Source organism: Candidatus Wallbacteria bacterium (assembly GCA_028687545.1).
Taxonomy (GTDB): domain Bacteria; phylum Muiribacteriota; class JAQTZZ01; order JAQTZZ01; family JAQTZZ01; genus JAQTZZ01.
The window spans coordinates 1-13,021 of the sequence record JAQTZZ010000076.1; the positions used below are offsets into that span (position 1 = coordinate 1).

Here is a 13,021-nt window from a genome sequence, read left to right on the forward strand (position 1 = left end):
TTTCAAGCATTTTTCTGGAATTTCCACTCATCATGCGGAATCGTTCCTCAGTAGTGAGTGAAAGTTGGAAGTCGAGTTCGAACAGGAACTCTTTCCGTGGATCGTGGATGTCGAGTTTTAGGATCATTGTTTACCAGGTTTTCTTGAGGCAGAAAACCTTTCCTGAGGAGGCAGGGATATCGTGATTGGAGAGCGTGTTGCCTGAGACGTCGGCAGCGAAATTGTAGATCCGTTCATACCATTTGCCGTTGTTCGGGAAAGGTATGTCCACATACTGGGTGTCATTGCTGAAATTGAGCACAACCACCACTATGTCGCCGTTCGTGTCCCAGCGCTTGAAGATTGTGACTTTCTTGTCGCTGTAATTGCGCATCAGTTCGTAATTGTTGTATCTGAGGGCTGGATGGTCCTTCCTGAGTTTGATCATGACTGCATACATCCAGCAGAGGCTTTTGCCTGTGTCTGAATTCAGTTTGTCCCAGTGGATCTTGTTCGGGTCGATCGTCTTGCGGGTGTCTTCGCCCCATTCCTGGCCCTGATAGAGCATGGGGATGCCGGCTGCGGTGAAAATGGCGATCGCAGCCAGCCTGGATTTCTGGACTGCCAGGTTGTAGTCGATACTGGAATTGGTCAGAGCTTCGTAAATCACCCGTTCTTCGTCGTGGGATTCAGTGTAATTTATGCACTGGGCATTGTCGGAAAAACCGTCTGCAGCGAAATTAAGGGCTTTCTGGGTTTTGTCCAGGTCGCCCCAGTAATTGCTGCCTGAATATGTGCCTTCGCGCAGATTGGCCTTCATCTGGTCGTGGAACGTATCATGCCATTCTGAATTTATATTCGTGGTCTGGACCAGGTGCGGGTCCTGCGGAAGGTGTTCGGCGATCTGATAGACATTGTTCTTGAACTGCCTGGCTGCCCAGGAAAAATAGCTGACTCCATTGTATCCGTCGTAGCCGATTCCGATCGTGTAGTCATAACGGAAACCGTCGATGTGGTATTCCTTCATCCAGAATTCCACCACATCTTTGGTGAAACGCTTGGTGCAGTCAGCCCAGTGGTTGAGGTCCGGGAATCCCCAGGGGTTTCCGTCAGTGGACATGTATGGATTCTTATTGTAATTGTAGAGCTGGTTGAGCGGTGACTCGTGGTGGACATGGTTGAACACCACGTCCAGAATCACTGCGATGCCGTTCTGATGGGACTGATCGATGAGAGATTTCAGGTCTTCGGGGTTGCCGTAAGCGGTTTCAGGGGCAAAAAAGAAACAGGGATTGTAACCCCAGCTGATGTCGCCGGGAAATTCCATGATCGGCATCAGTTCGATGGCATTGATGCCGAGGGATTTCAGATAGGGGAGCTTTGCAGCCATGCCGCGGTATGTGCCTGACTGGCTGAAGTCACCGATATGGGTTTCGTAAATGATCAGGTCATTCATGGCAGGGGCGTCGTAGAAAGAGTCACCCCAGCTGTATCCGAATCCACCCACCTTGAGCACTGAATTCGCTCCGGTACTGTTCCAGTCCACTTCCCGGGCATATGGATCGCCAATGTAAAGAGTGCCGTCAACAAGGTATTTGTAACGGTATTCTCCGGAATCCATTTTTATCGAGCACGACCAGATGCCGTCTCCGTCTATGGAGCAGGGATTGGCTGTCTTGTTCCAGCTGTTGAAATCTCCCACAACGCTGACCGAGGTTTTTCCGGGTGCGAACAATGCAAAGGCAACAGTGCCGTCTGATGCGGCGCAGGCACCCAGTTTTTTCTGGGAATTGAGTATGCCAGCCGACAGGTTGACTGAGAGGAACAGTATTATGAAAATCGAAAATGATTTGAGATGCATAATTCTCCCCCTCCCCCCTCTGATTATATTATATACAAAAGATGGGGTTTGGCAAGTGAAAAGGGGCGTGGTACAATTCGTTCGATGGGAAATATCTATACAGGATTGAATCATACAGCAGCCGCATTTCAGATCAGCCGCGATCTCCGGGATTGTCAGTCCCTGATCCTGGTACCTGACAGGGATATTACGCGGATGTCATCTGAACTGTCTTTTTTTTCAGGCCGCGAGATTCTTGAATTTCCACATTTCCAGAATCTGGCTGAAGAGGATCTTTCTTATCTGGAAAACAACTACCGCCGCCTGTTCTCCCTGAGCAGGCTTTTCCTGGAAAAAGGCAGGAACTTCGTGGTGGTAGGGAGCCTCAAGTCCCTGCTGCGGCGTGTTGTTCCTCAGCACGTGCTTGGCAATTACCTCTTTTCCTTCAAAAAAGGGCAGAGAATTTCAAGGGAGAAAATACTGGAACTTCTCCCGATCATGGGCTATACAAGAAGGGAAAAGGTGGAGGAACCGGGAGAATTCGCGGTCCGCGGCGAGATCCTGGATTTCTATCCGCCGTTCCTCTCCCCTTTGAGGATCGACCTGTTCGACGACGAGATTGAAAAAATCATCCTGTTTGATCCGGCAACACAGCTTTCCCGTTCCGAAGTGACCCAGGCCTTGGTGTTTCCTTTGAGCGAAGCTTTAGGGTCAAGGGAAAAAATCAGCCGGATTCTTGAAAACCCGGAGGCCAGGGAGGATCAGAGCCTGTATTTGACTCAGAATTACGATCTGCTGTTTTCACCGGCAGATTTTTTTTCATTTTTCAAGCCTGAACAGCTGTTCGTGCTTGAACCTGATGAACAGAAATCCCTTGTCTCAGAGTGGTGCGAGGAAAACAGGAAAAAACAATATTTTTCCAGGCAGTTCTTCCTGCCTGAACAGACGCTGAGGAAACTGTCTGAAATAGAGGACAGCACCAGGCTCGCCACACTGGGAATCGAGGGATCTTTTCAGACAAGTGCTCAATATCAGTCCGGGACCAACTACCGGGGCAAGCTGGACTTTCTGGCCAAAGACATCAGGTCGCTGCTCCGCCGGGGCTTCTGCCTGACTGTCACAGCCCGCACCAGGAATCAGAAGCTCAGGATCCATGATCTGCTGTCACAACAGAAAATCGCGGTCAGGGAAGTGGAAAACATCAACGAGGTCAAGGGGAATTTCAGTCATCTCCTGATCGGAGAGCTGGACGAAGGTTTTAGCTGCGAAGAGGCAAAATTCGCCCTGATCACAGAAAGTGAAATTTTCGGAGCCAGGCTGGAAAAATTCTATTCCCCGGATAAAGTGGATTACTCACCGATTTCACATTTCAGCGAAATCAAGGAAGGGGATCTGGTTGTCCACATCAACCATGGAATAGGCAGATACCACGGTGCGACATTGATGGACGTCGGAGGCGAGAAGAAAGATATGCTGATCATAGAGTACGCAGGCAATGACAAACTCTATATTCCCGTTGAAAACATCCTCTCGATTCAGAGATATATAGGCAGTACCCTGGTAACTTTAGACAAACTTGGAGGCGCGAGGTTTTCCAAGGCAAGGAAAAAAGCCCAGGAGGCAGCCGACAAGTTTGCCAAGGAGCTGATCCGTCTGTATGCATTGAGATCCACAAAAAAAGGCTACGCATTTTCTTCAGATACCATGGAACAGGAGCAGATGGAAGCAGAGTTTCCCTATCCTGAAACCGATGATCAGCTCAGGTCGATTACAGAAGTCAAACTGGACATGGAAAATGGTAAGCCCATGGACCGCCTGATCTGCGGTGACGTTGGTTTCGGCAAGACCGAGGTGGCCCTGCGTGCTGCATTCAAGGCTGCAATCGAGGGAAAGCAGGTGGCCCTGCTCGCTCCAACCACAATCCTCTGCCTCCAGCATTTCCGGGTGTTTTCAGAACGTCTGGCCAAGTATCCGCTCAAGCTTGGAATATTAAGCCGTCTGACTGACAGAAAGGTCGCCGCAGAAATTCTCACTGGCCTGGCAGAAGGGAAAGTCGATCTGGTGATTGGAACGCACAAACTTCTGCAGAAAGATGTGCAATTTTCCGATCTCGGTCTGCTGATCATAGATGAGGAACAGCGTTTCGGGGTCAAACACAAGGAAATGCTCAAAAAATTCAGGGAAACGGTCGACACTCTTACGCTGACTGCAACTCCGATTCCAAGAACTCTCAATATGTCCCTGTCCGGATTGCTGGACATCAGCATGATCACCACTCCTCCTCCGAATCGCAAGTCCGTCAACACCTATCTGCAGAAGAAGAATCCTGCGGTCATGCGCGAAGCGATCAGGAGGGAACTGGAAAGGAATGGACAGGTGTTTGCGGTGCACAACAAAGTTCAGACTATCTATTCTTTCGCGGAGCAGTTGCAGAGGGAAGTACCTGAAGCCAGGATCAGAGTCGGACACGGCCAGATCCCCAAGGAAGAGCTGGAAAACCTGCTGCTGGACTTCTGGCAGCACAAGTACGATGTGCTGGTCGCTACCACCATCATCGAGTCAGGCATTGATTTTCCCAATGCCAATACATTGATCGTTGACAATGCCCATGAATTTGGCCTTTCTCAGTTGTATCAGCTGAGGGGAAGGATCGGGCGTTCCGACAGGCAGGCTTATGCATATATACTATACGAGGAAGAAAGGCTGACCCCGGAAGCGAGAGACAGACTGAAGGCGATTGCAACACACACCGCACTCGGGTCTGGATTCAAGATTGCCATGCAGGACCTGGAAATCCGCGGGGCAGGAAACCTGCTGGGAAGTGAGCAGAGCGGGAACATGGAAGCAGTCGGGCTTGAAATGTACACCACCATGCTGCGCGAAGCAGTCTGTGAGCTGAAGGGAACCAGGCTGGAAAAATTTCCTGAAGTATCGATTAATCTTCATCTGAACGCTTTTATCCCTGACAATTACATCACCGATTCCGAGCAGAAAATCGAAATCTACAAAAAAATCGCCATCTGCCGCAAGCTTACCGAACTGAAGTTGATCAACAGTGAATGCCGCGACCGTTTCGGTGAAATCCCATTCCCGCTCCTGATGCTGTTCAGGGTTGCTGAATACAAATGTTACTGCTATGCCCTGGGTATCAGAGAGATCATGGTGGATGGGGATGTGCTGAGATTCAATTTTCTGCCTGATGCCAGGATCAACCTGGAAAATCTGAAACAGTATCTGAGCGAATCACCTGAAGCCAGATTCCTGCCTGGTGCTAATCCCGCGCTGTCTGTGAAAAAAAAAGGTAAGGAAAAGAAAGAGATCCTGGACCTGGTCAGCCAGATTTTAGAGCTGCTTTCATAAATCCGCACAGATAAATTTTTCCAGTCTCACAGCCGATAGGTAATTGACTAGGAGGCATGAGATGAAATTCTATATTTTTCTAGCAATAATAATGTTATCCGGGATTGCCTGCGCCTTCAGCGACAAGACCGCTTCCGCACCGCAGGACCTGCCGGATGCCGACAGGTTGCTGCTCGGGTATGGAGCAATCACTCTGGACCAGGAGAACGGGCTGAACAGGAAGATCTGGTACGAGTACCGGATCAAGCCGAGATTCCATATGCGTAAGATCTGGCTGGGGCTTGATTTCAGGCTCCATCTCGACGAAAACAACAAGCTCTATGCTGATGAGTGGAACGGCTGGAACGACGTCATAGATAAGATCGACTATCTCTACTTCAACGACAAGACCGACTCCATTTTCTTCCGGGCCGGTGAACTCAGAGAAGTGACTTTCGGCAGCGGCTTTGTGGTCAACCGTTATTCCAATGTCATCACTTACCCCATCCAGAAAAGAAAGGTCGGACTCGATCTTGGCCTGAATTTTCCCTATGAAGACGGGATGGAAATTTTTGTTAATGATATCGATGCTTCCAGGCTGTTCGGGATGCGCCTTTACTTCGTGCCGCTGGACGGAGTGAACGTGGGTTTTTCTTACATCCGCGACAAAGATCCAGAACGCAACAACGATTCCTCGGGAAGTCTGCATTTTTTTGCCGCTGATCTGATCTCTCCGCTTTACAAGAAGGCACACAGCGGTTTCTACGTTTACGAAAACGCGGCCAAGATCCTGGATTACGGATTCGGTGTGTCCAGCGGGGCCAAGTGGGAGATGCCGATCCTGGAACTGGCTGCCGAATACCGGTACTACGATGCGGATTTCGCTCCAAGTTATTTCAATGAGTTCTATGAACTGGACTCCCGCCGCAAATTCAATGATCTCAAGGCTCTCAAGCAGTCCGGAAAATTCGGCGGATTCTATTATTCCACCCTGCTCAAGCTGCTCGACAACGCAGTGCAGTGGCGATCTAGCCTTGAGCAGTTCACGAAATCCGGGCAGGGCCTGCATTTCTTTTCTGAACTTAAATTGAAGAATCTGCCTGTAACCGATACCGACTGCTCTATCTCATATGACGACAAAGACGCTTATCTTGCCAACTTCGGTTTCGATAAACGCAATGTGGCCATCATCGGTGCAGTGACTTATAAAATAGCTAAAAATGCCCAGTTGAAGTTTGATTACAAGCGGATCTATGATGAATTCGGGGTAGCCCAGAAAGTATCTGGAATTTCCACGGATCTTATATTCTAAGGGTGGCTATAAATTCGCTGATTCGCAATTGATCCAGCCCGGATTTCAGCAGTTCATTTCCTTCCCCGAAATGGTGTCTCCAGAATTCCATGATCGGCGGGATGCATTTTGAAAATGTCACACCCATCATGAAAAAAATCAGAAACAGGATCACGAAGAATTCCACTATTTTGCGGTCCGTATGCGACAGGAAATAGACCAGGGGTTCTGCCAGGAGCTTGAAATCGCGGCTGAAATCCGATTTGGCTGTTCCCAGGTGTTTCCGCTGGGCATGCACGAATATCATGAAATAGCAGAACGAGACGAGGAAACACTGCAATACCGGCAGGATGCTGTCATTCATGGCGAAAGCAAGAAAGGCAAAACCTAAGCTTAAGAATAAAATGCAGAAGAGGAAGCTGATCACTCCGCTCATGAAATAGAGGCGGCTGACTTTTTCCACGAATGTGGTGATCGGCAGTTTCACCACTTCAGAGCATTTGTGATAGAGCTTGTTGAAGATTTCTGTCTGATTCTTTAATTCCTCCATCGGCATTTCATCCTCAAGCGGCGTCCAGTATAGCCTGACCGTGCCGTTCGGGCGCAGCAGGATTCTGCCTTCAAAGGCTTTATCGAAAGCCAGTATCACTCCCGGAGGCTTGATGTCTTCCCGATGCGGAGGGCTCATTTTTGGTATTTGTCGACCGCTTTCAGCATCATTCCAAGAAAAGCACTGGCTTCTTCCCAGGGCATTGTGCAGCTGGGTGATGCGCTGCGAGCGTTGTCTGAAAAAATCTGAAAAGAGTCACGTTTTCTGGTGATACGCATGCTAAAACATCCTTGTGACAGTGTTCCGGGCAGCCACTATGATTTCCAGCCCGGAAAAATTCTTGGAAAACTTGGAGCGCACAATTTCCGGATCATTGTTTTCTTTGGAAAGATGCGCCAGCATGACTTTCTTGAGTTCAGGATGAATTACCTTTTTCAGGAAACCGACAGCGATCTCATTGTCCAGGTGTCCGTAAGGAGAAAGTATCCTGCGCTTGAGAAATTCAGGATACTTTCCGGTCAGGAGCATCCTGTGGTCATAATTACTCTCCAATACCAGATAGTTTACCTGGTTAAGGTAATGAGTGGCGTTGATGCTGGGCTGACCAAGGTCTGTCGCGTAACCGAGAGAAAATTCAGGGGAGTCGATCCTGTACCCATAACAGACCGTGGAATCATGGAGCAGATTGAATCCTGTGATCTCCAGACTTTCGAATTTAAAAGGGGAATGATACTGTACGGCCTTCATTTCTGCTATCGGATATTCGCTTTCCATGAATTTGAAGATTTGCCTGGGAACGAAAAGCAGAGGCCTGGCTTTTTTGAGCATTTGCATCAATCCGGAGATATGATCCGAATGCTCGTGGGTAATCAGGACAAACTGAACATCAGAAAGTTTAAGTCCGAATTGCTCGAGCGAGCCTTCGATCCTGCGCAGGCTGATGCCGGCGTCGATCAATCCGCAGACTCCGCCGGATTGGAAAAGGAAACAGTTGCCGCTGCTGCCGCTTGCAAAACTCGCGAAAAGGTTTTGTCGATCAATTCCGATTCTGCAACTCCAGATAGGCTTCGTTCAAATGTGACAGCATGGAGGTAGGGGTAAGCGGAGCCTGTCCTGTGGATTTCACGGTCAGATCCCCCAGAAATCCATGAAAATAAATACCGAGCAGAGCCGAGTCTGATAGAGTCCGTTCAGTTCCACCCTCAGCAATGAAGCCTGCGATGATTCCGGCCATCAGATCGCCCATCCCGCCAACCGCCATCCCCGGATTCCCGACCCTGGTGAAAATCGTCCGTCCGTCAGGAGTGGTGAGGAATGGGTTGGGGCCTTTGCCGACAATGTGACAGTGATGGTTCATTGCGAAATCACGGTAGAATTTCAAGAGGTCTTTCCTGATTTCAGCGGGATCGGTGTGACTGAAACGGCTTAATTCTCCAAGATGGGGCGTAAAAACAACTGGTTTCCCAGAGGAGATTTTTGAGAGAAATTCCGGATCAAGTGCATTCACACCGTCAGCATCGATCAGCATAGTTCCCTGGAAGTTTTCGCAGGTTTTCCTGATGAAATCCCTGGTCGTAGGCAGGGTGCCCAGTCCAGGGCCGATCAGCAGAACGTCGAATCTGGAAAGTCCCAGTTCCTGGGATGATGAAATACCGCCGTCAGAATCCTGTGCTAAAGCAAATGTGATTATTTCAGGGTCTTTCGCTGCAACCAGTGTTTCGATTTCAGCTGGAACGGCCAGAGTGACCAGGCCGGTTCCCACCCTCAGGGCGCCTTGCGAGGAAAAAAGAGGGGCACCATACATGCCCTTTGAGCCCGCCACTATTAACAGCTTTCCGTAATCACCCTTATGGCTGTTTTTCAAGCGTTTGCGCAGTAATTTTGGAACATCCTTGCGGCTCAGGAGATGAGTGTCGATGGTGAAATCGTCCAATGCTGCCTTCGGGATGCCGATGATGCCGAGATAGATTTCCCCGGCATAGTCAAGAGCAGGAGAAAGGAAAAGCCCTGGTTTTGCGAATCCGAGAGCCAGGGTGTAATCAGCGCAGAAGCTGTCCTCTGCCGCATTTCCGCTGGTAGCACAGATTCCGCTTGGTACGTCCACCGCAATTTTCAGGGAGTGAGTGGAGGCGGCGAGACGATTCAGTTTTCTGACGCAGTCAGGCAGTTCACCCTTGAAACCGGTGCCGAATACAGCGTCAAAGATGCAGGAAGCTTGTCTGAAATGGGTGACGAGCATTTCTTCGCTGAGGCTTTTGACCCAGAAAAGCTTTCCGGGAAAGGATTTCTCGAATATTTCAAGGTTTGTGCGGCAGTCCGGGCTCAGCTTGTCAGGGTTTCCGGTCATGATCACCCCGGCAGGATATCCGTTGTGCGATGCGATTCTTGCGCAAGCCAGGCCGTCCCCGCCGTTATTGCCGGATCCGCAGAGGAAGAGAAGCTCGCGTCCTGAGGCTGGGGGCAGTTTTTCCTTTAAAAGAATGAAAAGCTCGTGGCCCGCATTTTCCATTAGGATCAGCGAAGGAATTCCGAATTTCTCGGAGGCTGTTTTATCGATTTCGCGCATTGTGTCGGCGCTGACAAGTTCGAACATGGTGTCCTTCCGGTTCTTGATGCTCACAGTATAATTCAACCCGACACAGCTTTCAATGCTCTGCCGGATTCCATGATTTGTAGCATAAGGGAATCTGGTTTATTATTGAAACAAAAAAACAGGAGACCAGATGGGAAAAAAAGTAGCGATCATAGTTGACTGGGACAATTTCCGCAAAAGCTTGTCCTTCCATGCCAGAAAAGCGAGGAGGGATTTTTTTGATTACAATGATTCGAAAAAATTGCTTGGATTCTTCAGAAATTTTCTGGATGCTGATGAAGAACTCTACAGGATTTTCGTCTATACCGCGCAGCTGATGCCGCTCCCTGACCTGAAGAAAGTGCTGGACGAACTTGAGGGGAGGAAAAAATTCTCCCAGAAATCAAGGAAGGCATTCAAGGAAGGGGATTACCAGAAATATTACGAGAGAATCACCGCGTTCAACGAGAGCATGGCTGCAGAAGAATTTTTCGCCCTCCGGCTTGGAAGCATCAAGATTGTAGGTCTGGACGAAGACGGATCGCTGGACATGGTCCAGAAAGGCGTGGACATGCTGCTCGGCCTGGATATTGCGCATCTTGCTTACCTCAAGCTGATCGACAGGATCATGGTTTTCTCATTCGACACAGACATCAAGCCTGCGCTGAAATGCGCGAGAATCTATGGGATTCAGGTGATCCTTCCCAGTATCGAGGGGTCTTCATTCCAGCCTTCCCAGATTCTGAAAAAACATGCAGACATTCTGCGGGTGAAGAAGTTCGGCGGTCTGATCGGGAAAAATTCTCTGGAACTGGACTGATTATTCGGAACAGTCTGATCATCCCTGAACGGATAATTCTGCAATGAAGACTTTTTATTACCAGGTGATCATAGTGGGCGGCGGGCACGCCGGATGCGAAGCTGCCCTCGCCTCGGCCAGGATGGGTATTTCCACCCTGCTTTTATCATTGAATCTGGAAAACCTGGCGCTCGCGCCCTGCAATCCCTCGATGGGAGGGCCGGGCAAAGGTCACCTGATCGCAGAGATCGACGCGCTGGGAGGAGAGATCGGGCGGAATACGGAGAGGTCCTATGTTCAGGTGCGTACCCTGAATTCTTCCAAGGGCAGCGCAGTCCAGTCATTTCGCGCCCAGATCGACAAGGAAATGTACCGGAAAAACATGCGGCAGGTACTGGAGGGGCAGAAAAACCTGGATCTCAAGCAGGCCGAAGTGGATTCGATTCTGGTCGAAGACGGCAGAGTCGCCGGGGTCACAGTCAGGACAGGTCTAGAATACAGGTCTTCAGCCGTAATTTTATGTACAGGCACATATCTGCGCAGCTTTCTGGTGGTAGGCCCCAGGCGATACGCCGGAGGACCCCACGGCCAGCCAGCCAGCTTTGCGCTGGGAAACTGGCTGCAGAAAAATGGTTTTTCATTGAGACGTCTGCAGACGGCTACACCCTGCCGGGTGGATAGAGCCAGTCTGGATTATTCGGCGTTCCAGCCGCTGCCCGGCGAGACTCCGCATCCTGAAGTATCATTTTTTCTCAGGCTTCCCGAGCGTGAACAGCTGCCAAGTTTTCTCACTTTCACCAATGAAAAAACAGCGGGCGTTTTGCGCGAAAACATCCATACCTCGCCGCTGGTGATAGGCAACATCGTAAACACCGGTCCTCGTCACTGTCCTTCAATCGACAGGAAGATCATGAAATTTCCGGAAAAAAGCGTGCACCAGGTGTTTGTGGAGCCTGAAGGATATCAGAGTAATGAAATGTATATCCAGGGCGTGACCAGCGCCACTCCACCTGAAGTGCAGGAAAAACTTCTCAAGACTTTACCCGGTTTTTCAGGTGTGAAAGTGACCAGATTCGGTTACGGAATTGAATATGACGCCCTGGAACCGTCTGAATTGACGCTTACTCTTGAATCAAAGAAAATTTCCGGACTTTTCTTTGCAGGGCAGATCAATGGGACTTCCGGATACGAAGAAGCCGCTGCTCAGGGGATCATGGCAGGCATCAACGCCGCTCTGCATTCTACCGGGAAGGAACCGTTTCATCTGATGCGCGATCAGGCCTATATCGGAGTCCTGATCGATGATCTGATCACCAAAGTCTTTTACGAGCCTTACAGAATGTATACAGCGCGTGTCGAATTCAGGCTGAAACTAAGGGTGGACAATGCCAACAGGCGGCTTTCCAAGATCGGCTGCAGGCTTGGATTGCTCTCTCTTACTGAGTATCAGCGGGTGCGTGAAAAATGGATTTCAGTGCTTGCGAATCTGCGGAAATTGAAGAGCTTCCATTTTTTCCCTGATAAAGCCACAAATGAGCTGTTGACCGGATTCGGGTCCGCCACCCTCAAAAAATCCGTGAACGGGATCGAGATGCTTGGCAGGCCGGAAATTGATCTGATAAGGCTTGAAAAACTGGGATATCCCGGAGGATTCACCGGGAATTTCCAGACTGTCAAGACCGAAGCTGTTTATTCCGGCTACTGGAAGCGGCATCAAGCTGAGATCGAGCGTTTCCGCAATCTGGAGCGTGTCAGGCTGATAAATCTGGATTATCAGGCAATCCAGGGTCTCAGGAACGAGGCCAGGGAAAGGCTTTCCACAATCAGACCCTCGAATCTGGGTCAGGCCGCGAGATTACAGGGAGTCACTCCGTCAGACATAACGGTTTTGATGCGGTATCTGAAAAATTGGAATGATGAGGTCAGGTCGTGATTTGGGCTTGAAATCGGGAACGACCAGACTCCTATCCTGTTGTTTAGATCAAGCCCGCCGCCTGAGCTTCGATCCAGCCTGAAAGACCGTTCGGCAGGGAGATCCTCAGCCAGTTTTCCTGATGTTCAATCACCTTGACTCTGGCGCCTTCATTGAGTTTGAAGGAGACAGCCTCTTCCAGCGATGGTCCGACGAACACTCCCTGCTGGTCGTTAAGGATCACAGCCAGCTCCTGATTACGCGTCAGATAGCCTGCCGCGCTTGTACTGAAAAGGATCAGAGTGAAAACCCCAAGTGTGAGAATCAAGGCCAGCGGAACGGTTTTTTTCCAAACCCTCAGAGCTGTAAGGGACCCCACAAACATTAAAAGCAAGGTGGAAAGATTGAAGAACAGGTCGGGATTGAGTCTGAGCAGATATTTTTCCAAAAGGGTTTCTTCGGTATGGATTTTGTCTTTTGTGCTGGAAATGGCGTAGTCGAGGTTGGATCTGGCATCTTTGTCATATCGGATCCGGAGGGACTTTTCATAATATTGTATCGCTGAGCCGAGCCTGCCTGACTTGAAATAGGCATTCCCAAGATTGTAATAGATATCAGGGTCGCGGAGTCTATCCGCTATTCCCTGGAACGCCTTGGCTGCTTCCGGATATTTTTTGTCTCTGTAGAGGCTGACTCCGTCCTGGAATTGTTTTTCCGATTCCGATTCAAGGCAATCAGC

General features: G+C 49.7%; 9 protein-coding genes. 4 read left to right on the forward strand and 5 right to left on the reverse strand.

Annotation, left to right across the window (positions count from 1 at the left end; genetic code table 11):
* Positions 1 to 130: 130 nt before the first annotated feature.
* Positions 131 to 1,840, reverse strand: coding sequence for an alpha-amylase family glycosyl hydrolase (locus PHW04_18130; GenBank protein MDD2717809.1), 1,710 nt, complete (start codon positions 1,838 to 1,840; stop codon positions 131 to 133).
* Between the two features lie 84 nt (positions 1,841 to 1,924).
* On the opposite strand from PHW04_18130, the gene mfd reads away from it, so the two are divergent.
* Positions 1,925 to 5,179 (forward strand): transcription-repair coupling factor, encoded by a 3,255-nt coding sequence (gene mfd, locus PHW04_18135; protein MDD2717810.1) that lies wholly within the window; start codon positions 1,925 to 1,927, stop codon positions 5,177 to 5,179.
* Positions 5,180 to 5,240: 61 nt separating this feature from the next.
* Positions 5,241 to 6,470 (forward strand): hypothetical protein, encoded by a 1,230-nt coding sequence (locus PHW04_18140; protein ID MDD2717811.1) that lies wholly within the window; start codon positions 5,241 to 5,243, stop codon positions 6,468 to 6,470.
* On the opposite strand, the gene PHW04_18145 is transcribed toward PHW04_18140, so the two are convergent.
* The 3 genes from PHW04_18145 to PHW04_18155 all read right to left on the reverse strand — a co-directional run bounded on the left by PHW04_18145 (position 6,460) and on the right by PHW04_18155 (position 9,619).
* The gene (locus PHW04_18145; GenBank protein MDD2717812.1) at positions 6,460 to 7,137 is read right to left on the reverse strand and encodes a hypothetical protein; all 678 of its coding nucleotides are present in this window, start codon (positions 7,135 to 7,137) and stop codon (positions 6,460 to 6,462) included. The two genes, PHW04_18140 and PHW04_18145, sit on opposite strands and share 11 nt — an antisense overlap.
* Positions 7,138 to 7,278: 141 nt before the next feature.
* Positions 7,279 to 8,040 (reverse strand): MBL fold metallo-hydrolase, encoded by a 762-nt coding sequence (locus PHW04_18150; protein MDD2717813.1) that lies wholly within the window; start codon positions 8,038 to 8,040, stop codon positions 7,279 to 7,281.
* Complete coding sequence (locus PHW04_18155; protein MDD2717814.1) at positions 8,036 to 9,619, reverse strand: NAD(P)H-hydrate dehydratase; 1,584 nt, start codon at positions 9,617 to 9,619, stop codon at positions 8,036 to 8,038. Before PHW04_18155 ends, PHW04_18150 begins: the two co-directional genes overlap by 5 nt.
* 103 nt (positions 9,620 to 9,722) lie before the next feature.
* Here PHW04_18155 and PHW04_18160 point away from each other — a divergent pair, with 103 nt between their 5' ends.
* Together PHW04_18160 and mnmG are read left to right on the forward strand one after the other, a co-directional pair.
* Complete coding sequence (locus PHW04_18160; GenBank protein MDD2717815.1) at positions 9,723 to 10,391, forward strand: NYN domain-containing protein; 669 nt, start codon at positions 9,723 to 9,725, stop codon at positions 10,389 to 10,391.
* Positions 10,392 to 10,434: 43 nt separating this feature from the next.
* The gene (gene mnmG / locus PHW04_18165) at positions 10,435 to 12,303 is read left to right on the forward strand and encodes a tRNA uridine-5-carboxymethylaminomethyl(34) synthesis enzyme MnmG (GenBank protein ID MDD2717816.1); all 1,869 of its coding nucleotides are present in this window, start codon (positions 10,435 to 10,437) and stop codon (positions 12,301 to 12,303) included.
* A 43-nt stretch (positions 12,304 to 12,346) separates the two neighbouring features.
* On the opposite strand, the gene PHW04_18170 is transcribed toward mnmG, so the two are convergent.
* Positions 12,347 to 13,021: tetratricopeptide repeat protein (locus PHW04_18170; GenBank protein MDD2717817.1), on the reverse strand; the 675-nt coding region annotated here is incomplete at its 5' end.

Bases quoted from the DNA above. Each gene is read 5' to 3' on its own strand.
- PHW04_18130 (MDD2717809.1), bottom strand. From the start codon at position 1,840: ATGCATCTCAAATCATTTTCGATTTTCATAATACTGTTCCTCTCAGTC.
- mfd (MDD2717810.1), top strand. From the start codon at position 1,925: ATGGGAAATATCTATACAGGATTGAATCATACAGCAGCCGCATTTCAG.
- PHW04_18140 (MDD2717811.1), top strand. From the start codon at position 5,241: ATGAAATTCTATATTTTTCTAGCAATAATAATGTTATCCGGGATTGCC.
- PHW04_18145 (MDD2717812.1), bottom strand. From the start codon at position 7,137: ATGAGCCCTCCGCATCGGGAAGACATCAAGCCTCCGGGAGTGATACTG.
- PHW04_18160 (MDD2717815.1), top strand. From the start codon at position 9,723: ATGGGAAAAAAAGTAGCGATCATAGTTGACTGGGACAATTTCCGCAAA.
- mnmG (MDD2717816.1), top strand. From the start codon at position 10,435: ATGAAGACTTTTTATTACCAGGTGATCATAGTGGGCGGCGGGCACGCC.